Origin of the sequence: Nocardioides mangrovicus, assembly GCF_003674065.1 — a bacterium.
Taxonomy (GTDB): domain Bacteria; phylum Actinomycetota; class Actinomycetes; order Propionibacteriales; family Nocardioidaceae; genus Marmoricola; species Marmoricola mangrovicus.
The window spans coordinates 988231-1008760 of sequence record NZ_RDBE01000010.1; the positions used below are offsets into that span (position 1 = coordinate 988231).

Sequence of the window (20530 nt, forward strand, 5' to 3'; positions counted from 1 at the left end):
TCACTCGGTCTGGACTAGGCCCACCGGGAGGCGCTCGCCGGCCTCGATGGCCACCGTCAGGACGTTCTGGGCGGGGGGCAGCGGGCAGGTGGCGTACGGGGTGTAGGCGCAGGGCAGGTTGGTGGCGCGGTTGAAGTCGACGACCACCTCGTCGCCGGCTGCGGGGCGCTCGACGCGCAGGCTGCGCACGGCCGGGTACGTCGTGACGCCGGAGGTGGCGTCGCGGAAGAGCACCACCAGCGGGCCGTCGTCCTCGCCGAAGGCCAGCAGCCGCAACGGCGTGCCGGCCACGTCGACGGCGATCTCCCCGACGCTGTCGTAGACGTGCTCGAGCCCCTCGACCACCGAGCCCACCGGCGTCGGCACCGGCTGGTCGTAGCGCTCGAGTCGACCCGTGACCGCCCACGCCGGGTCGGGGTCGTAGGCGGGCGTGCCGGCGTAGGCGCGGCGCAACGCGGTGTCGGGGTGCCGCGGGCGCAGCACGTGGGCGTCGCCGCGGCGGGCGATCTCGACCACGGCGTCGCCGAAGCCGGCGGTCACCGAGTCGCGCTCGGGCAGGACGCCGAACAGGTGGCGGCCGGTCACCTCGCGTCCCTCGACCAGCAGCGACTCGACCTCGGCGAGCTCCACCACGACCCCGTGCCGGCCGTCGTGCCAGGTGCCGGGCGCGTCGGCGAACCGGGTGGGCTCGGCGTCGAGCCAGCGGATGCTGGTGACGGCGAGGAAGCCGTGGGGCGAGGCGCGCCGCTCCTCGTGGGCGCGGTGCCAGGTCTGCCAGTCGAGGGTGAAGTCGGTCATCAGAAGGCGGCCTTCGGGTCGGGCTTGGACTTCTCGGGGTCGGACGGGGCGGCGTAGTCGACGAAGACGGACATGGACGGCTCCCGAGACCTCAAGGTCACCAACTCGATTGAACTTATAGATTTTGAGGGCGACCTGTCGACGCTCGGAACGAGGAGACGGCGCCGAGAGCCTGTGGCGGCCGGAGCGACCGGGCACTGTGGAACGGGACGACTGGCGGAGGATGCGGGATTCGAACCCGCGAGGGCGTTAACCCAACCCGCTTTCCAAGCGAGCGCCATAGGCCACTAGGCGAATCCTCCGCCGCAGAGGCTACCGCCCGGGCTCCGACCTGCCGAAATCGTTGACTACAGTGGGGCCAACCCCTCGCGCGGCGACACCTAGGCGAACTCCCCCAGGGCCGGAAGGCAGCAAGGGCAACCAAGCTCTGTTGGGTGCGCGAGGGGCCTTTCCATGCCCGCAGGCGCGATAGTCAGAGACGACATGGTTGCTCTCGGGTCGGATCCCCAGCCATCTCGTCTCTGACTACCCCGCCGGCCCCTAGTCTCCGGACGTGACCTTCGCCGAGCTCGCGGTGGTGTGCGGGGTGGGCATCGCGGGGCCGCTGCTGGCGCTGCCGCGACGCTGGCAGCTGCCGGTGGTGCTCGGCGAGCTGCTGGCCGGGATCGTGCTGGGGCGCACCGGGTTCGGCTACCTCGACGCCGGCGACCCGACGTTCGCTTTTCTCGGCGACCTCGGGTTCGCGCTGGTGATGTTCGTGGCCGGCAGCCACGTGCCGGTGCGCGACCCCCGGCTGCGACCGGCGCTGCGCGTCGGGCTGGCCCGTGCGGTGGTCGTCGGGGTGGTGGCGGCCGGCGCCGGTGCGCTGCTCGCCGCGATCGCGGGCACCCACCACGCCCCGCTCTACGCCGTGCTGATGGCCTCCTCCTCGGCCGCGGTGATCCTGCCGGTCGTCGGCTCGCTCGGGCTCGGCGGTCCGCAGGTGCTGGCGCTGCTGCCGCAGGTGGCGGTGGCCGACGCCGCGTGCATCGTGGCCCTGCCGCTGGCCATCGACCCCGCCCACGCCCTGCGCGCGGCGGTCGGGGCGGTGGCCGTCGTGGCGGCCGGCGTCGTGGTGTTCGTGCTGCTGCGGTCCGCCGAGCGCAGCGGACGGCGTCACCAGGTGCACGAGGTGTCCGAGGTGCGCGAGTTCGCCCTGGAGCTGCGGGTGAGCCTGATGGTGCTGTTCGCCGTGGCCGCGCTGGCGGTCTGGCTGCACGTCTCGATCATGCTGGCGGGTTTCGCCTGCGGGATCGCGGTGGCCGGAGTGGGCGAGCCGCGCCGGGTGGCCAAGCAGCTGTTCGCGCTGACCGAGGGCTTCCTCGGCCCGCTGTTCTTCGTCTGGCTCGGAGCCGGCCTGCACGTGCGTGACCTCGCGAGCCACCCGTCGATGACGCTCCTCGGCCTCGCGCTGGGGCTCGGCGCCGTCGGCTGTCACCTCCTCACCTGTGCGCTGCGGGCGCCGGTGCCGCTCGCGTTGCTCTCCGCCGCCCAGCTCGGAGTGCCCGTGGCGGCGGTGGCCATCGGCAACCAGCAGGGTCTGTTCGAGCCCGGCGAGGGCACCGCCCTGGTGCTGGGCGCCCTGGTCTCGATCGCCGCGGCCGTGGTCGGCGCCAACCTCGCCGCACGGGCAGGGCTGCGCGAAGCGACGCCGTGAGCGAGGCTGGTCGGGACCGGTCGGGACTGGCCGGAGCCGGCTGTCGGCGGTGCTGGTTAGGGTCGTGCCGTGGAGCCCTCCCTCGCGCTGTACCGGCGCTACCGGCCGGAGACCTTCGCGGAGGTCATCGGCCAGGACCACGTCACCGCGCCGCTGCGCGCTGCCCTCGCTGCCGACCGGGCCAACCACGCCTATCTCTTCTCCGGCCCGCGGGGCTGCGGCAAGACCACCAGCGCCCGGATCCTCGCGCGGGCGATGAACTGCGCCCGGGCGCCGGTCGCCGAGCCGTGCGGGGAGTGCGACTCCTGCCGCGATCTCGCCCGCGGCGGCCCCGGCTCGATCGACGTCATCGAGATCGACGCCGCCACCCACAACGGCGTCGACGACGCCCGTGACCTGCGCGAACGCGCCTTCTTCGCCCCCGTGCGCGACCGCTACAAGATCTACGTGATCGACGAGGCGCACATGGTCACCACCGCCGCCTTCAACGCGCTGCTGAAGCTGGTGGAGGAGCCTCCCGAGCACCTGAAGTTCGTCTTCGCCACTACCGAGCCGGAGAAGGTCATCGCGACCATCCGCTCGCGCACCCACCACTACCCGTTCCGGCTCATCCCGCCGCGCACCCTCTCGGCCTACCTGGCCGAGCTGTGCGAGAAGGAGGGCGTGGCCATCGACCAGGCGGCACTGCCGCTGGTGGTGCGCGCCGGCGGCGGGTCGGCCCGCGACACCTTGTCGGTGCTCGACCAGCTCATCGGCGGCGCCGGGCCCGACGGTGTCACCTACGACGTCGCCGTCGCCCTGCTCGGCTACACCCCCGACACCCTGCTCGACGAGGTCGTCGACGCCTTCGCCGCCGCCGACGGCGCCACGGTCTTCTCGGTGGTCGACAAGGTGATCGAGACCGGGCAGGACCCGCGCCGCTTCACCGAGGACGTACTGCACCGGCTGCGCGACCTGGTCATCGTGGCCGCCGTGCCCGACGCCTCGGCCAGCGGGCTGGTCGACGTCGCCGACGACCAGGCCGAGCGGCTGGTCGCGCAGGCCGCCCGCTTCGGTCACGCCGAGCTGGTGCGCGCTGCCGACCTGGTCGCCGACGGGCTCACCGAGATGCGCGGCGCCACGGCCCCCCGGCTGCTGCTGGAGCTGATCTGCGCCCGCATCCTGCTGCCGAACGCCGACGACGGCACGCTGGGCCTGGCCGCCCGCCTCGACCGCCTCGAGCGTCGGCTCAACGCCGGTACCCCGGTCCCGCCGGTGGGTCAGGAGCCGGCTGCTGCGCCGCCGGTGGTCGAGCAGCGCGAGAGCACACCCTCGCCCGTCCCGACTCCCGCCGCCCCGGCCGTCGCGCCGGAACCGGCGGTCGAGCCGGTGTCGGCGAGCCAGCCCCAGCCGGAACCCGAGCCTGTGCCGGAACCCGAGCCTGTGCCGGAACCCGAGCCTGAGCCCGCACCCGAGCCCGGCGCGGGTCCGCCCGGCAGCCTCGGTGTCGCCGACGTGCGCCGACTCTGGCCCGACGTGTTGGAACGCATCAAGACCATGCGTCGTTTCACCTGGATGATGCTCAGCAACGAGGCACAGGTGATCGGGGTCGACGAGCACGCCCTGACGCTGGGCTTCCGCAACGCCGGCGCCCGCAGCAGCTTCGCCGAGGGCGGCAGCGAGGAGGTGCTGCGACAGGCGCTGATCGACCTGGTCGGCGTCGAGTGGCGCATCGAGGCGGTCATGGACCCCTCCGCCCAGCCGGGGGCCACCCCGCCGCCGGTGGTCACCAAGGCCGCGGTCGACCCCACCCCCTCCCCGGCGGCCGCCCGCGCCCGGGAGAGCATCGAGGAGACCCGGCCCCCGAACGTCCCGGCGCAGCCGACGGCGGCACCCGAGGACCAGCACGTCGACCGTGACGACCCCGACCTCGACGACTCCGGCCTGCGCGGCGCGGAGCTGCTCGAGCGCGAGCTCGGCGCCACGGTGATCGAGGACCTTCCGAATGACTAGACCCCACGAGTGAGGAGCACCAGGTGAGCGAGAACCCGTTCGGCGAGGGGTTCGACATGAACTCGCTGCTGCAGCAGGCCCAGCAGATGCAGGCCTCGCTGGTCGCGGCGCAGGAGGAGCTGGCGCAGGCGCGGGTCGAGGGCACGGCCGGCGGCCTGGTCTCGGTGACCGTCTCCGGCACCGGCGACCTGGTTGGCGTGGACATCAAGGCCGGCTCCTTCGACCCCGCGGACGCCGACAGCCTGGCCGACCTCGGTGACCTGGTGGTGGCCGCCTACCGCGATGCGAAGGCCAAGGCCGACGCGGAGGCCGCGGAGAAGATGGGCCCGCTCGCCGGCGGGCTCGGTGGCATGGGCGGCGGCGGCCTGCCCGGCGGACCCGCAGGGTTCTAGATGTACGAGGGCGCGCTGCAGGACCTCATCGACGAGCTGGGCCGACTGCCCGGCGTCGGTCCCAAGAGTGCGCAGCGCCTGGCCTTCCACCTGCTGGCCAGCGACCCCGCCGACGTCCGCCGGCTGGCCGACGCGCTGCTGGAGGTCAAGCTGCGGGCTCGGTTCTGCGTCGTGTGCGGCAACGTCTCGGAGGAGGAGCAGTGCCGGATCTGCCGCGACCCCCGGCGCGACGAGGCGCTGATCTGCGTGGTGGAGGAGCCGAAGGACGTCGTCGCGATCGAGCGGACGCGGGAGTTCAAGGGTCGCTACCACGTGCTCGGCGGCGCGATCTCGCCGCTGGACGGCATCGGACCCGAGCAGCTGCGGGTGCGCGAGCTGATCGCCCGGCTCAACGACGGCACCGTCACCGAGATCATCTTGGCGATGGACCCCAACATCGAGGGCGATGCGACCGCGGCCTACCTGACGCGGATGCTGGTGCCCATGGGCCTCACGGTCACCCGGCTGGCCAGCGGGCTGCCGGTGGGCGGCGACCTGGAGTACGCCGACGAGGTCACCTTGGGCCGCGCGTTCGCCGGACGTAGGAGTGCCCAATGATGGCCGAAACACAGGGGAAGGGAGCAGCTCGATGAGCGACTTCGACGTCGAGGACTTCGCCCAGCAGATCGCCGACCAGGCCGAGAGCTTCCTGGTCGCGATCCAGGGCGTCTCGCGCGGCGAGGCCGGCGCGGCGGCGGTGCCGCTGCTGCTGCTGGAGGTCAGCCAGATCATGCTGGCCGGCGCGCGGCTGGGCGCGCAGCAGGACTTCGTGCCCGAGCAGGAGTTCCAGCCCGACGTCGGCCCCGACCCCGACCTGGACCGGATGCGGCTGCGACTGGCCGACATCCTCGGCGACGTCGACCTCTACGGCGCCACCTTGGAGCCCTACGACCCCGAGACCACGCCGGCGCGGATCTCCGACGACCTGAGCAGCATCGCCACCGATGTCGCCAACGGACTGCGTCACTTCCGCGACGGCGACCACACCGAGGCGCTGTGGTGGTGGCAGTACTCCTACCTGTCCAGCTGGGGGACCAGCGGCTCGGGCGTGCTCTCCGCCCTGCACTCGGTGGTGGCCCACTCCCGACTGGACCGTGACCTGGACCCGATCGAGCTGGAGGAGGTCCAGGAGGCGTCCGCCATGCTGGACAGCGCCTCGGACCGTGGGTAGTGCGCGCCTAGAATCGTCTCCCGTGGGCAGAGTGGTGCAGAAGTACGGCGGGTCCTCCGTCGCGGACGCCGCCGCGATCAAGCGGGTGGCGCAGCGCATCGTCGACACCAAGCGCGCCGGCAACGAGGTCGTCGTGGTGGTCTCGGCGATGGGCGATTCCACCGACGAGCTGATCGACCTGGCCGAGCAGGTCTCGCCGCTGCCGGCGCCCCGCGAGCTCGACATGCTCCTCACCGCCGGCGAGCGGATCTCGATGGCGCTGCTGGCGATGGCCATCACCAGCCTGGGCCACGACGCGCGCTCGTTCACCGGCAGCCAGGCCGGCGTCATCACCGACGGCACCCACGGCAAGGCCAAGATCATCGACGTCACGCCCGGGCGCATCGAGAAGGCGCTGGGCCAGGGCGCGATCGCGATCGTGGCGGGCTTCCAGGGCGTCAGCCAGAGCACCAAGGACATCACGACCTTGGGCCGCGGGGGCTCCGACACCACCGCGGTGGCGCTCGCCGCGGCGCTCGGTGCCGACGTCTGCGAGATCTACTCCGACGTCGACGGCGTCTTCACCGCCGACCCCCGCATCGTGCCGACGGCCCGCAAGCTGGACCGCGTCACCTACGAGGAGATGCTCGAGATGGCGGCGTGCGGGGCGAAGATCCTGCACCTGCGGTGCGTGGAGTACGCCCGCCGCTTCGACCTGCCGATCCACGTGCGGTCCTCCTTCAGCAACCATCCCGGCTCGCTCATCGCCGGGTCGATCGACGACATCACCAAGGAAGTGGCCATGGAGCAGGCGATCATCTCCGGCGTCGCACACGACCGCAGCGAGGCGAAGGTGACCGTGGTCGGCGTGCCCGACAAGGTCGGCTACGCCGCCCGCATCTTCGAGAAGCTCTCCGAGGCCCAGATCAACCTGGACATGATCGTCCAGAACGTCTCGGCGGCCGCGACGAGCCTGACCGACATCTCCTTCACGCTGCCGCGGACCGACGGCCAGACCGCGATGCAGGCGCTGGCCGCTCTGCAGGCCGAGATCGGCTACGCCTCGCTGCAGTACGACGACCAGATCGGCAAAATCTCGCTGATCGGCGCCGGGATGCGCTCCCACCCGGGCGTCACCGCCACCTTCTTCTCCGCACTCGCCTCCGCCGGGGTCAACATCGAGATGATCTCCACCTCGGAGATCAGGATCTCGGTAGTGGTCGACGAGTCGGAGGTCGATGCTGGGGTGTCGGCGGCCCACACGGCCTTCGACCTGGACGCCTCGGAGGTCGAGGCGGTCGTCTACGGCGGAACGGGCAGGTAGGGATCCATGGTCTCCATCGGTGTGGTCGGCGCGACCGGTCAGGTCGGCGTCGCGATGCGGCAGATCCTGCTCGAGCGCTCCTTCCCCACGGACGACGTCCGGTTCTTCGCCTCGGCGCGCTCGGCCGGCACGGTGCTGCCGTTCGGTGACCGCGAGATCACCGTCGAGGACGCCGACACCGCAGATCCCAGCGGGCTGGACATCGCGGTGTTCTCCGCCGGCGCGACCGCCTCGCGCCGACTGGCGCCGCGGTTCGCCGAGGCCGGCGTCGTCGTGGTCGACAACTCCTCGGCGTTCCGCATGGACCCCGAGATCCCGCTGGTGGTCAGCGAGGTCAACCCGCAGACCATCGACGCGGCGCTGCAGGGCCGGCGGATCATAGCCAACCCGAACTGCACCACCATGGCCGCGATGCCGGTGCTCAAGCCGCTGCACGACGAGGCCGGCCTGACCCGGCTGATCATCTCGACCTACCAGGCGGTCAGCGGCGGCGGCATCGCCGGCGTCGAGGAGCTGGCCACGCAGGTCGCGGCCGCCGGCGACAAGGCCCGCGAGCTGTCCTACGACGGTTCGGCGATCGCGTTCCCCGAGCCGGTGCTCTACGAGCGCACCATCGCCTACAACGTGCTGCCCGCGGCCGGCGCGATGGTCGAGGACGACGGCCTGGCCGAGACGGTCGAGGAGCACAAGCTGCGCGACGAGTCGCGCAAGATCCTCGACATCGCGGGCCTGCCGGTCAGCGGCCTGTGCGTGCGGGTGCCGGTGTTCACCGGTCACTCGCTCTCGATCAACGCCGAGTTCGAGCGTCCGCTGACCCCGGCGCGGGCCACCGAGATCCTCGGCTCCGCCCCCGGGGTGGCGCTCTCGGACATCCCGAATCCGCTCGAGGCCGCCGGCCAGGATCCCTCCTACGTCGGCCGGATCCGCCACGACGAGGGTGTCCCCGACCACCGCGGCCTGGCGCTGTTCGTCTCCAACGACAACCTGCGCAAGGGTGCCGCGCTCAACACGGTCCAGATCGCCGAGCTCGTCGCCGCCCGCTTGTAGGGGGATCGACTGCCGAGTGGCGGCAACGCTTCACACGTCGACGTGCGGCTCGCGCCGAACCGGTTCGTCGTGGCTGAACTGGCTGGTCACCCACCACGAGAGCACGTAGCAGGCGGCGGCGAGGACCGGGATCACGATGGCGATGTACCAGTGGTCGGTGATGCCCAGCAGGAAGGCCATGGTCACCACCGCGACCAGGCCGACGGCGAGGAACGAGGTGCTCAGCGCGTCGCCGATCACGAAGGCACGCAGCAGGGCCGCGCCCTCGAGCACCATGATCGCGACGATGGCCACCAGCAGGACGACGCCGACGCCCCCGCACGAGGTGGTGTCGCGGACCAGGGCGCAGCCCTGCTCGGCGAGGTAGACCAGCAGCACCCCGGTCAGCCCGACCGCGAGGCCGGTGACGAGCGCGGCGACCCGGCCCGAGGCGTGGAGCGTCGGCAAGGAGGGCAGCGAGGGCAGCGAGGGCAGGGACGGCAGCGCAGGCAGGGAGGGACGTCGCCGCTCGCGGGCGGCGACGGGCTCCGGCTCGGGCTCCGGCTCCGGCTCAGGCGCTGACTCCGACTGATCGGTCGGCAGCACGACGGTGGGCTCGTCGGGAACGGTGACGGGCTCGGGCAGGTGCTCGGTCTCGGGTTCGGGCCGGGGCTCGGGCGCCGACTCGGCGAGGTCCTCGGCGGCGCGGGCGGCGGCGGCCGCGGTCGGGAGCGCGACCGCCTGTCGCACCGTCAGCTCGTGCGACCACATGGCGGCGGTGGTGGCAGGTTCCTCCACCAGGGGCGCCTCCACCAGGGGCGCCTCCACCAGGNNNNCGGGCGCCTCCAGCACGGGCGCCTCCGCGACCGGCTCCTCGGTGGCCGGTTCCTCGGCGACCGGCTCGCTGCGCTTCCTCCCCCGGCGTCGCCGCAGGCTCAGGCTCGGCAGCTCGAGCTTGGCCTCCAGGTCGGACTCCGAGTCGGTCCCTGAGGTGGGGCGCTGCTCGTCGCGATCCTCGGCCATGCCCGCAGTATGCCCGTCGTGGCCAGGCTCCGCGGGAGGACCGACGAGCCGCTGAGCGCCACGCCGGCCAACGAGCGACACCGGCGGACCGCCGCGGTGTCGAAACCCCAGGCAAACAAGGGGTTTCCGGCGTTCGCATCGGGCTAGACCACTACCGCGGACGCCGCGCATCAGAAGCCGGACGAAGCGGGCGCGAGTGGCCCGTCGAGCACCGGTTTCGTGACCCGTTCGGGCTACGTCTGTGGTTCGCCTGTGGTCGTTAGCCGTTCGTTCACATCACCACGCGGAGCCGTTTCCCCAGACCCAGAACGGTTCGGTGCGCATCCGCCACCGAGCGAACTGGAACCAGGTGACCGTCCTTCCGCACGTCCTGCACGAGCACGAGCCGGCGACCCCGGCCATCCCTCGTCGGTTGGCGTCGACCACCACCGGCAGCGATCGTGTCTTCGCCGCCGTCGCCCGGACCACCGGGCTCACGGTGCTGCTCATCACCGGCGGGATCGGTGTCTTCCTGGCGCTGCAGTCGGTGCCGACGCTGCGCCACTACGGCCTGCACTTCTTCACCCAGACCCAGTGGCAGCCCGACGCCGACAAGCTCGGCATCGCCGCCGTGCTGGTCGGCACCGTCGAGGTGGCCGCGGTGGCGATGTTCTTCGCCTTCCCGCTCTCGTTGGCCACGGCGCTCTACATCAGCGAGTACGCACCGCCGCGGGTCCGCGGTGTGCTGGTCTCGCTCGTCGACCTGATGGCGGCGGTGCCCAGCATCATCTACGGCCTGTGGGGCTTCTTCCTGGTCGAGCCGCACGCGAGCCAGGTGGCGCTGTTCTTGCAGAAGCACCTCGGCTGGATCCCCTTCTTCAAGGTCCACGCCGATCCGGACGCCGCGATCTGGGACCGCTCGCGCTACACCGCGTCGGCGTTCTGCGCCGGCATCGCGGTGGCGATGATGGTGCTGCCGATGGCCTGCGCCGTCATGCGGCAGGTGTTCTCCCAGGCCCCGCTGGGCGAGCGCGAGGCGGCGCTGGCGCTCGGCTCCACCCGCTGGGGCATGGTCCGCTCGGTCGTGCTGCCGTTCGGCCGCGGCGGCATCATCGGCGGCACGATGCTCGGCCTGGGCCGGGCCCTGGGCGAGACCATCGCCGTGCTGCTCATCATCAGCCCCGAGTTCACGATCAAGCCGCGCATCCTCGAGATCGGCACCGACACCGTCTCGGCCTTGATCGCGGGTCAGTTCGGGGAGGCCAACGGCATCCAGCTCTCGGCGCTGCTGACCGCCGGCTTCGTGCTCTTCGTCATCACCCTCATCGTCAACACGCTCGCCGCGATCGTGGTCAACCGCAGCCGCTCCGGCGCCGGAACGGACGCCTGAGGTGTCGATCACGCCCTACACGACGACCTACGTCGGCCGTCACCACACGCCGCAGCACGGCACCGGCGTCCCGACGACGCACCTGCCCGCCCGTTCCCTCGACGACCCGCCGCCGACGCCGCGGGCCACGCTCGGCCGGGCGCCGAGCGAGGAGCGGTTCGCCCGGATCGGGTCCTGGGTGGCGGGGCTGGGCTTCGGCTGGCTGGTGTGCCAACGGCTGCTGCCGGCACACGGGCTCGCGCCGATCCTGCTGGTCGGCATCGTCGCCGGCCTGGTCTTCACCGCGGTCACCGCGGGGATGACCGGGTCGATGACCGACGTGCGCGACCGGGTGGCGCAGGGGGTCATCACCGGCGGCGCGCTGCTGGTCGGGCTGGCGCTGCTGAGCACGCTGATCTTCGTCTTCGCGCGGGGCTGGAAGCCGCTGACGCACCTGAACTTCTGGACCCACGACATGGCCGGCGTCGGTCCGAGCGACCCGCTGGACAAGGGTGGCATCGTCCATGCCGTCATCGGCTCGCTGATCGAGGTCGGCATCGCCACCGCGGTGACGCTGCCGCTCGGCGTCGGCACCGCGGTGTTCATGACCGAGATCGGTGGCCGCTCGGCCCGGCTGGTGCGCACCGTCGTCGAGGCGATGACCGCGCTGCCCTCGATCGTGGCCGGGCTGTTCATCTACAGCACGCTGATCATCGCCCTCGGCGTGCCGCGCTCGGGGCTGGCGGCGGCGCTGGCGCTGGCCGTGATGATGCTGCCGATCATCGCCCGCGCCTCCGACGTCGTGCTGCGCGTGGTGCCGAGCGGGCTGCGAGAGGCCGGGCTGGCGCTGGGCTCCTCGCGCTGGAAGGTCGTCTGGCACGTGGTGCTGCCGACCGTCCGGCCCGGCCTGGCCACCGCCCTCATCCTGGGCATCGCCCGCGGCATCGGCGAGACCTCGCCGGTGCTCATCNGGGGTGATGAACTCGCTGCCGCTGTTCATCTTCTCCACCGTGCGCAGCGGAGTGCCCGTCGCGATCCAGCGTGCCTTCGGCACCGCCTCGGTGCTGCTGCTGCTCGTGCTGGCCCTCTTCGTCACCGCCCGGCTGCTGGCCCGCCCGCGTGGCGCCAAGCCGCCGCTGCGTGCTCGTCTCGTCCGCTCGCTCTCCCGGAGGCCCTCGTGAGCCGCTCGATCCGTCTCGCCCTCGCCCTGGCGCTGGCCGCCGTGTGCGTCGCCGCGGGCTCGCCGGCGTTCGCCATGCGCGATACGTCCTACGCCGAGATCGAGGGCTCCGGCTCCACCTGGAGCCAGGTGATCTTGCAGCAGTGGATCTCCGACGTGAACAGCCTCGGCATGCAGGTCACCTACAACGGCAACGGCTCCTCCCAGGGCCGCAAGGACTTCGCCAACAACGTCACCGACTTCGGCATCTCCGAGATCCCGTTCCAGGGCACCGACCCGGTCACCCACCAGGCCGACACCAGCAACGGCCGCCAGTACGCGTACCTGCCGATCGTGGCCGGTGGCACCGCGTTCACCTACCAGCTCAAGGTCGGCGGTCAGCAGGTGAAGAACCTGCGCCTGTCCGGCGAGACCATCGCGAAGATCTTCACCAACCAGATCACCAACTGGAACGACCCGGCGATCACCAAGGACAACAACGGCCGGGCCTTCCCGGCGCTGCCGATCACGCCGGTCGTGCGCTCCGACGGCTCGGGCACGACGGCCCAGTTCACCCGCTACCTGGACACGATGTTCCCCGCCATCTGGCGGCCCTACAACGGCCAGTCCGGGCTCACGTCGCAGTTCCCGCGCAAGGGCCGCCAGATCGCGGCGTCGGGCTCGGACCAGGTCATGAACACCATCGACGGCGCCGCCGGCAACGGCACCATCGGCTACGTCGAGTACTCCTACCCGCTCAACGCCCACTACCCGGTGGTCAAGGTGCTCAACAACGGCGGCTACTACGTCGAGCCGACGCAGTACAACGTCGCGGTGGCGCTGACCAAGGCGCAGATCAACGACGACCCGAGCTCGCAGGACTACCTCACGCAGATCCTCAACAACGTCTACACCGACCCCGACCCGCGGGCCTACCCGCTGTCGTCGTACTCATACATGATCATCCCGACCGGGGCGAACGACCAGCGGATGACGACCGCGAAGCGGCAGACGCTGGCCGACTTCATGTTCTACGGACTGTGCCAGGGGCAGGCCAAGGCGGGTCCGTACGGCTACTCCCCGCTGCCGCTGAACCTGGTGCAGGCCGGCTTCTCCCAGCTGGCCAAGCTCAAGACCGCCGACCCCGCGGTCGACCTCACCAGCCGCGACGTCACCAAGTGCAACAACCCGACCTTCGTGCCGGGCAACCTGTCGAAGAACCACTTGGCCGAGATCGCGCCGCAGCCGGCCGCGTGCGACAAGCAGGGGGCGGGCCCCTGCGGCTCGGCCACGGGCACCGGCAAGCCGTCGACCGACGCCAACCAGCCCACGACGACCACCGCCGGCACCACCGCCGGCACCACCACCACCGCGGCGCCCGGCACCACCAGCGCTGCAGTCGATCCGACCACGGGGCAGGCGGTCGCGGCCGCCGCGGTACCGAGCTCCGACGCCACGAACGCGGCCGCCACGGGCCAGGTCTACGCCAACCCGACGACGCTCGGCTCGAGCGACGCCGGTGACAAGAAGCTGTTCGGCTGGGTCTCGGCACTCGAGCTGCTGGCGCTGATCCTGCTGCCAGGCCTCTACGTCGCCGGCATGCGACGCCGCGCCGCGGTGAAGGCGGGCTCGCGATGAGGCGCCTTCCGGCAGCGCTGTCGGCCTTCTTCCTCGCTGCCTTCGCGCTGGTGCCTGCTCTGGCGCCGGGCACGGCCGGCGCGGCGCAGGCCGCCGGCTCCGACGCCTGGTCGGCCACCCACCACCTCACCCGCGATCTGGTCGACGCCTCCGGCACGACCACCACCGCGGACTCGCGCGACGTCACCGTCAGCGTCGATAAGCACACCGACCTGCAGGCCCGCGAGCGGATCAACGTCTCCTGGAGCGGGGCGCACCCCTCGGGCGGCCGGGCGGCGAACCCCTTCGGCGTCGACGGCCTCAACCAGGAGTACCCGGTGCTGCTCATGGAGTGCCGGGGCCTGGACGACCCGAGCCTGCCCGCCGACCAGCAGCTGTCGCCGAGCACGTGCTGGACCAACACCTGGAACGAGCGCACCGAGAAGGCCGACGCCACGCAGGCGCCCTGGCGCCACGACAAGTACGCCGACCCCGCCGACACCGGCGCCCTCTCGGGGGTCTCGTCGCTGCCGGCGGACTGCACGGACACCACGTTGTCGGTCCACATCACCCCGTTCGTCAGCGCCGCCGGCAAGACGTTCTCGGGCTGCAGCGAGACGACGATGCCGCCGGAGGCGGCGGTCGGCTCGGCCGACCCGCCCAACGAGATCTCGGCCTTCACCGACGGCAACGGCAACGGCAGCGCCGCCTTCGAGGTGCGCACCGACGCCGAGAACGAGTCGCTGGGCTGCTCGCACACGGTGGCCTGCTCGCTGGTCGTGGTGCCGATCGAGGGCATCAGCTGCGCCGACGCCGACACCGCGTGCAACAAGACCGGCGCCTTCGACCCCGGCAGCAACAACTTCGGCAACCTGCTCACCCCCGACCTCGCGGTCTCGCCCTACCTGTGGTGGTCGCCGTCGAACTGGCGCAACCGCTTCAGCGTCCCGCTGGAGTTCGCGCTGCCGCCGAGCACCTGCCAGCTGCTGGGCAGCGGCACCCCCGTGACGTTCTACGGCTCGGCGCTGATGCGCCAGGCCACGCTGCAGTGGGCGCCGGCGTACTGCTTGGACAAGAAGCGGTTCAACTGGCAGGCCAACACGATGCCCGACGACGCCGCGTTCGCGCTGATGGCCAGCGGCGGCGCCGACGCCGCGCTCGTGACCGGTCCGCGCAAGCCCGACGACAAGACCGTGAAGGTCGGCTTCGCGCCGACCGCGGTGAGCGGGTTCGGTATCGCCTTCGACATCGACAAGCCCGACAACGGCGGCCAGGAGGACAGCCTCGAGCTCAACGCCCGGCTGCTGGCCAAGCTGCTGACGATGTCCTACCCGGCCTCGAGCCTGGGGCAGCAGCGGCCGGGGCTGGCCACCAACCCGATCTCGCTCAACCTCGACCCCGAGTTCCAGCAGCTCAACCCCGGTCTCGACGCGGTGCACTCCTCCGAGGCCGCCTCGACGCTGCTCTCGCTGTCGACCTCCTCCGACGTCATCAAGGCCATCACCTCCTACATCGAGGCCGACCCCGATGCCAAGGCCTTCATGAAGGGCAAGGCCGACCCGTGGGGTATGACCGTCAACCCGGCGTACAAGAACCTCAAGCTGCCGGTGAGCACCTGGCCGATCCTCGACACCTTCGTGCCGTCGACGCCGGGCCAGGCCTGCCTGGCCAACAATCCGGCGCCCTACCTGCCCAAGGTCGCCGCCCCGGTCAGCTCCTTCCAGCAGATCTCGACCGCGATGATCCTCAGCTGGCCGAACGTCAACACGGTCTGCGACACCGACACCAACACCGGCCTGTACAAGCTCGGCCGCATCCCGCCGCAGGGCGTCGGCAGCCGGTTCATGCTCGGCCTGGTCACGCTCGGCGACGCCGCTCGCTACGGGCTGCCGGTGGCCTCGTTGCAGGCCGCCCCCGGCAGCTACGTCGCCCCCGACACCGCGGGTCTCTCGGCGGCCGTGGCGCTGGCCCAGCAGACCGGCGGCAAGCAGGGCGCCTTCAGCCTCGACCAGGCGCGGGTCCGCAAGAGCCGTACGGCGTACCCGGGGATGCTCGTGGTCTCCACCGCCGCGCGCACGTCGGGCATGGACAAGGACGCCGCCAAGCGCGTCGCCCAGTTCATCGACATCTCCACCACTCAGGGGCAGGTGCCCGGCCGCGGCAACGGACAGCTGCCGCAGGGCTACCTGCCCATCACCAAGAAGGGCGTGACGGCCAAGCTGTACGCCGCCGACCAGCGCACGAAGGCGGCGGTGCTGGCCCAGAAGGCGCCGGCCGTGGCCAAGCCCAAGGTGGCCGAGCCGGCTGCCGCGCCTGCCCCGGCGGCGGCCGCGCCCGCCTCGGCACCGGCGTCCGCACCGGCGGCTCCGAAGGCGGTGACCCCGAAGGCGTCCCAGCCGGTGACCGCGAAGACCCAGCTGGTCGCGCGCACCGCGCCGACCCGGTCGGGCACCGGCGGGATGCTGCTGCCCGGGCTGCTCTTCCTCGGGTTGGTCGGTGGCCTCGTGGCCGCGCTCACCCGGTTCCTCGGGCGCGCCGCAGCGAGCGGAGGGCGATCGTGAGCGCCGCGACCGTCGGCCCCACCCCGGCCCCCAGCCCCACGCCCACGTCGGCCCCCACGTCGGCGCCGGCCGCACCGCGCCGGCAGCCGCGCCCGCAGGTGCGGGCGGGCAGCACCGCCGAGGCGTGGAGCCTGGTCTCGACCTGGTTCGCGCTGCTGGCCGTGGTGTGCCTGTGGCTGGTCGTGCAGCTGCCGTTCCTCAGCGTGCTCTCGCACAACCGCGCCCAGGCCCTCCTCTACCCGCAGCTGCGCACCGATCTCGCCTCGGCCACCGCGCCCACCGGCGGCGTCATCACGCCGGGCACGCCGGTCTCGCTGCTGACCATCCCCACGATCGGGCTGCGCCAGGTGGTCGTCGAGGGCACTACCGGCACCGTGCTGCGTGCCGGGCCGGGGCACCTCGCCAGCACGGTGCTGCCCGGTCAGAGCGGCATCTCGGTGGTGATGGGGCGCGCCTCCACCTACGGCGCTCCGTTCGGCTCGATCACGAAGCTGCACCCTGGCGACGAGGCCGTCGTGCAGATGAGCCAGGGCCGTGTGGTCTACCGGGTCCAAGACGTGCGCCACGCCGGCGACCCCGTGCCCGCCGCCGTCACCGGCGCCCAGAGCAGGCTGACCCTGGTCACCGCGGAGGGCAGCGGCGCGCTGGCCTGGCTGCGTCCCACCACCGCCGTGTACGTCGACGCCGTGGCGACGAAGGGCTTCCAGCCCGGCGGCGGCCAGCCGGCCTCCGTCGACGCCGGACAGCTGCCGATGGGCACCGACTCCTCCGCGCTCCCCGTGCTCGCGCTGTGCCTGGCGCTGCTGCTGGGCGCGGCGTACGTCGTCACCGTCGCCTGGCACCGCTTCTCCCACGCCCTGGTGTGGGTGGTGGCCTCGCCGGTGGTGCTGACGCTGGCCTGGTTCACCACCGACACCACGGCGCGGCTGCTCCCGAACCTGATGTGAGCCGTTCTCGGCGGCTCACCTGGACCCACAACTGAAGACGCACCACGCGCAAGGCCCGAGGGCGGCCGCGGCAACGACCGCCCCCGGTGTGAAGGACAGATCGACTCACCTATCCGCGCATGACCGTACATCGGGAGAGAACAACGATGTTTGCGAACAAACTCCGCGCCGGGATCGCGGTGACCGCCCTGGTCGCCTCGGGTCTGGCCATCGGGGCTCCGGCCCTGGCCGACCCCAACAACGGCACCGTCCAGTTCACGCCCGGTGCGGGTGACTTCGTGGGTGTCGGCTCCGACACCACGCAGTTCGTCATGAAGGACCTGGCCGACGCCTTCAACAACGGTCTGAGCACCGGTCGCATCGGTTCGTGGGACGCCTGCACCTACGCGGCGAACACGACCTACCCGTGCACCGGTGCCACCTCGACCACGGCCCCCATCACCATCCGCAGCAACGCCGTGACCGGTGGCACCAACTCGATCGCCCGACCGAACGGCTCCGGCGCCGGCAAGGCGTTGCTCTACAGCCCCAGCAACCCCAGCGTCGACTTCGCCCGCTCCTCCTCCGGCCTCTCGACGGCCGAGACCAACGCCGGTCTGGTCGCCTACCCCTTCGCCGTCGACTACCTGACGACGGTGGTCTCGGCGTCGGTCGCGTCCAACGCTCCGACCGCGCTGTCCATCGGTCAGGTGCTGGGCATCTACAACGGCACCTTCACCAACTGGGCTCAGCTCGGTGGCAACAACGCCCCGATCCACCCCTACATCCCGCAGACCGGTTCGGGCACCAGGACGTTCTTCCTGGCCCAGCTGCAGGCGGCCAACGGCGGTGTGGCCCCGACCCTGGCCAGCAACGTCGTGGAGACCCAGGAGCACGACCCGACCGCGATCAAGAACGACCCCGACGCCGTCGCACCCTTCTCGCGGGGTCGCGCCGACTCCACGGTGCGGGTCGAGAACGGCTGGGTCGCGCAGCGCGCGGTCTACAACGTCGTGCGGGGCAACGCCTCCACGGCTCTGCTCAACCTGTTCCAGCAGACCAGCTCGAACAACAGCTTCCTGTGCAGCAGCGCGGCGACCAGCATCATCGAGAACGACGGCTTCCGCCAGATGGCGCTCGCCGGCAGCGGTGGTAGCTGCGGCGTGGCCACGACGGCCAGCACGTCCAACTTCACCGTCAACCCGGCCGGGCAGAGCAGCGGCGTCCCGACCACCCAGAGCTCGCTGAGCGTCACCGGCGGCGTCCGTGTCTTCGGGGCGGGCTCCAACGCGGTCATCACCGTGGCCAACGGCGGCACCGGCTTCGTCTCCATCAACGGACGTGGCTTCACCGGCGTCGGCGCGGTCAGCGGCACCCAGGCCAGCATCGCGATCCCCTCGAGCCTGCCGGCCGGCACCTACCCGATCACCGCCAGCTACTCCGGTGACGCCACCCACCTGGGCAGCAGCAACACCGGCTCGCTGACCGTCACCCGCGCCGGCAGCGCCATCACCGGCGTGAAGGTGAAGCTGGCCAAGGCCAAGAAGCACCACAAGGCCACGAAGTACACCGCCACGGTGCGCATCGCCGCGGCCGGCGTGACGCCGACCGGCGCGGTGGTCATCAAGAAGGGCGCCAAGACGATCGGCGTCGGCTCGCTGCGCAACGGCGTCGCGACCATCTCCTTCAAGATCGCCAAGCTCAAGAAGGGCAAGAACAAGCTCACCGTGAGCTACGTCGGCGACGGCAACGTCGTCGGCGTGGCCAAGACCATCACGGTCAAGCGCAAGAAGTAGCACCGTCCGACCCGGTGGGCCGGGGCACTCCGCCCCGGCCCACCGGCGTTCCCCACCAGCGTTCCCCACCAGGAGTCACCGTGAGCCTCTTCGCCGACGACCAGACCACCCTGCTGCCGGCGCACCCCGGCGACCAGCCCGACCGGCCCGGTCACGCCGGGCTCGCCGAGCTGGAGGCCCGGGAGATCTCGGCCTGGTTCGGCGAGCGCCAGGTGCTCGACCGGGTGTCCCTGACGATGCCGGCCGGCGGCATCACCGCCCTCATCGGGCCCTCGGGCTGCGGCAAGTCCACGTTCCTGCGCATCCTCAACCGGATGCACGAGCTCGTGCCCTCGGCGCAGCTGGCCGGGGAGGTGCTGCTCGACGGCGTCGACCTCTACGACCCTGAGTTCCGGCTCACCGCCGCCCGCCGTGCGATCGGGATGGTGTTCCAGAAGCCCAACCCGTTCCCGGCGATGTCGATCCAGGAGAACGTGCTCGCCGGGCTGAAGCTCACCGGCACCAGGGCCGGCCGCGCCGAGAAGGACGAGCTGGTCGAGTCCTGCCTGACCCGGGCGGGGCTGTGGACCGAGGTGCGCGACCGCCTCGACGCCCCCGGTGGCGGTCTCTCCGGCGGTCAGCAGCAGCGGCTGTGCATCGCCCGCTCGCTGGCCATCAGGCCGCGGGTGCTGCTGATGGACGAGCCGTGCTCGGCGCTGGACCCGACCTCCACCCGGGTCATCGAGGAGACGATGCTCGACCTGGCCCGCGAGGTCACGATCGTGATCGTCACCCACAACATGCAGCAGGCCGCGCGGGTCTCCGACACCTGCGCCTTCTTCCTCGCCTCCCACGGCACCCCCGGCGTCATCGTGGAGCACGGCGACACCTACGCGATGTTCAACGCCCCCCAGGACCAGCGCACGAACGACTACGTCAACGGCCGCTTCGGGTGACGCGGCTGCGGGCGGTCGGTGTCGTCGCGGCACTGCTCGGCTCGCTGGTGCTGGTCTCGCTGGTCGCCCGCGGTGGCACCAGCCCGGAGCTGGCCGACCTCACGGCCGGTCGCCTGCCCACGGCCGCCCCGGCCGTCGTCGACCTCGTGCCGGCGGCCTCGACCGGCGCCGTGGTGCCGGCCCCGGCACCGGCGTGGGTGCGACGCACGTCGGCGGCCACGGGCATCCCGCGCCCGGCACTGCGCGCCTACGGGCGCGCCGAGATCAGCCTCGCTCGTGAGCTGCCCTCGTGCCACCTCGGCTGGACGACGCTGGCCGGCATCGGCTGGGTGGAGTCCCAGCAGGGCACCGTCGGCGGCCGCGCCCTGGGTGCCGACGCGGTGCCCTCGGCGCCGGTGACGGGGCCGGTGCTGCCCGACGGGAGCCACGCCGAGGGCCCGATGCAGTTCCTGGCCTCCACCTGGGACCGCTGGGCCGCCGACGGCGACGGCGACGGCCGCGCCGACGTCGACGACCTCGACGACGCCGCCCTGGCTGCTGGCCGCTACCTGTGCGCCGACGGCCACGACCTCGCCACCGGCGCCGGCTGGGGGACCGCGGTGTTCGCCTACAACCACTCCTGGGACTACGTGCAGGCGGTGTTCTCGGCCGCCCAGGCCTACGACGGGCGGGTGCGGCGGTGAGGGTGCCGGGAGGTGGCCGGCCGGGGGTGCCCCGGGGTGCCAAAGGGCGCCAAAACCCCACACTT

15 protein-coding genes, 1 tRNA gene and 1 other RNA gene are annotated in these 20530 nt (G+C 71.9%); 15 read left to right on the plus strand and 2 right to left on the minus strand.

Annotation, left to right across the window (positions count from 1 at the left end; translation table 11 throughout):
• Nucleotides 1-798 (minus strand): DUF1684 domain-containing protein, encoded by a 798-nt coding sequence (locus tag D9V37_RS19285; RefSeq protein WP_121807715.1) that lies wholly within the window; start codon nucleotides 796-798, stop codon nucleotides 1-3.
• A 214-nt stretch (nucleotides 799-1012) separates the two neighbouring features.
• Nucleotides 1013-1100 (minus strand) — tRNA-Ser (locus D9V37_RS19290).
• Between the two features lie 58 nt (nucleotides 1101-1158).
• Between D9V37_RS19290 and ffs the strand changes: the two genes are divergently transcribed.
• The 15 genes from ffs to D9V37_RS19375 all read left to right on the plus strand — a co-directional run bounded on the left by ffs (nucleotide 1159) and on the right by D9V37_RS19375 (nucleotide 20465).
• An RNA gene (gene ffs, locus D9V37_RS19295) (signal recognition particle sRNA small type) lies at nucleotides 1159-1249 on the plus strand.
• Between the two features lie 102 nt (nucleotides 1250-1351).
• A complete protein-coding gene (locus D9V37_RS19300) occupies nucleotides 1352-2494 on the plus strand; it encodes a cation:proton antiporter (protein WP_121807716.1) in 1143 nt (380 codons plus the stop codon).
• A 69-nt stretch (nucleotides 2495-2563) separates the two neighbouring features.
• Nucleotides 2564-4486: a DNA polymerase III subunit gamma and tau gene (locus D9V37_RS19305; protein ID WP_121807717.1), complete on the plus strand. Its 1923-nt coding sequence runs from the start codon at nucleotides 2564-2566 to the stop codon at nucleotides 4484-4486.
• 23 nt (nucleotides 4487-4509) lie between these two features.
• A complete protein-coding gene (locus tag D9V37_RS19310; protein ID WP_121807718.1) occupies nucleotides 4510-4878 on the plus strand; it encodes a YbaB/EbfC family nucleoid-associated protein in 369 nt (122 codons plus the stop codon).
• Nucleotides 4879-5475: a recombination mediator RecR gene (recR, locus tag D9V37_RS19315; RefSeq protein ID WP_121807719.1), complete on the plus strand. Its 597-nt coding sequence runs from the start codon at nucleotides 4879-4881 to the stop codon at nucleotides 5473-5475. It abuts the gene before it with no gap.
• Nucleotides 5476-5506: 31 nt separating this feature from the next.
• Nucleotides 5507-6088 (plus strand): DUF5063 domain-containing protein, encoded by a 582-nt coding sequence (locus D9V37_RS19320; protein WP_121807720.1) that lies wholly within the window; start codon nucleotides 5507-5509, stop codon nucleotides 6086-6088.
• A gap of 22 nt (nucleotides 6089-6110) precedes the next feature.
• Nucleotides 6111-7391 carry an aspartate kinase gene (locus D9V37_RS19325; protein ID WP_121807721.1) on the plus strand — a complete coding sequence of 427 codons (1281 nt, stop codon included), beginning with the start codon at nucleotides 6111-6113 and terminating at the stop codon, nucleotides 7389-7391.
• Between the two features lie 6 nt (nucleotides 7392-7397).
• The gene (locus D9V37_RS19330) at nucleotides 7398-8438 is read left to right on the plus strand and encodes an aspartate-semialdehyde dehydrogenase (protein WP_121807722.1); all 1041 of its coding nucleotides are present in this window, start codon (nucleotides 7398-7400) and stop codon (nucleotides 8436-8438) included.
• Nucleotides 8439-9789: 1351 nt separating this feature from the next.
• Nucleotides 9790-10809: a phosphate ABC transporter permease subunit PstC gene (gene pstC, locus D9V37_RS19340; RefSeq protein WP_232525024.1), complete on the plus strand. Its 1020-nt coding sequence runs from the start codon at nucleotides 9790-9792 to the stop codon at nucleotides 10807-10809.
• Between the two features lie 583 nt (nucleotides 10810-11392).
• Nucleotides 11393-13585, plus strand: a complete 2193-nt coding sequence (locus tag D9V37_RS20825; protein ID WP_456299576.1) for a substrate-binding domain-containing protein — start codon at nucleotides 11393-11395, stop codon at nucleotides 13583-13585.
• Nucleotides 13582-16125 (plus strand): hypothetical protein, encoded by a 2544-nt coding sequence (locus D9V37_RS19355; protein ID WP_121807724.1) that lies wholly within the window; start codon nucleotides 13582-13584, stop codon nucleotides 16123-16125. The genes D9V37_RS20825 and D9V37_RS19355 overlap by 4 nt, the downstream gene beginning before the upstream one ends.
• Complete coding sequence (locus tag D9V37_RS19360; RefSeq protein ID WP_158604525.1) at nucleotides 16122-17072, plus strand: sortase domain-containing protein; 951 nt, start codon at nucleotides 16122-16124, stop codon at nucleotides 17070-17072. The genes D9V37_RS19355 and D9V37_RS19360 overlap by 4 nt, the downstream gene beginning before the upstream one ends.
• Before the next feature lie 179 nt (nucleotides 17073-17251).
• On the plus strand, nucleotides 17252-18847 hold the full coding sequence (locus D9V37_RS19365) for a substrate-binding domain-containing protein (RefSeq protein ID WP_158604526.1): 1596 nt from the start codon (nucleotides 17252-17254) through the stop codon (nucleotides 18845-18847).
• A 170-nt stretch (nucleotides 18848-19017) separates the two neighbouring features.
• Nucleotides 19018-19782, plus strand: coding sequence for a phosphate ABC transporter ATP-binding protein (locus tag D9V37_RS19370; RefSeq protein WP_232525053.1), 765 nt, complete (start codon nucleotides 19018-19020; stop codon nucleotides 19780-19782).
• Nucleotides 19779-20465, plus strand: a complete 687-nt coding sequence (locus D9V37_RS19375; protein WP_198412651.1) for a lytic murein transglycosylase — start codon at nucleotides 19779-19781, stop codon at nucleotides 20463-20465. The genes D9V37_RS19370 and D9V37_RS19375 overlap by 4 nt, the downstream gene beginning before the upstream one ends.
• Nucleotides 20466-20530: the final 65 nt, after the last annotated feature.

What these genes read in the sequence shown, in the direction of transcription:
- D9V37_RS19285 (WP_121807715.1), bottom strand. Translation starts at nt 798, where the DNA reads ATGACCGACTTCACCCTCGACTGGCAGACCTGGCACCGCGCCCACGAG.
- recR (WP_121807719.1), top strand. Translation starts at nt 4,879, where the DNA reads ATGTACGAGGGCGCGCTGCAGGACCTCATCGACGAGCTGGGCCGACTG.
- D9V37_RS19320 (WP_121807720.1), top strand. Translation starts at nt 5,507, where the DNA reads ATGAGCGACTTCGACGTCGAGGACTTCGCCCAGCAGATCGCCGACCAG.
- D9V37_RS19330 (WP_121807722.1), top strand. Translation starts at nt 7,398, where the DNA reads ATGGTCTCCATCGGTGTGGTCGGCGCGACCGGTCAGGTCGGCGTCGCG.
- D9V37_RS19355 (WP_121807724.1), top strand. Translation starts at nt 13,582, where the DNA reads ATGAGGCGCCTTCCGGCAGCGCTGTCGGCCTTCTTCCTCGCTGCCTTC.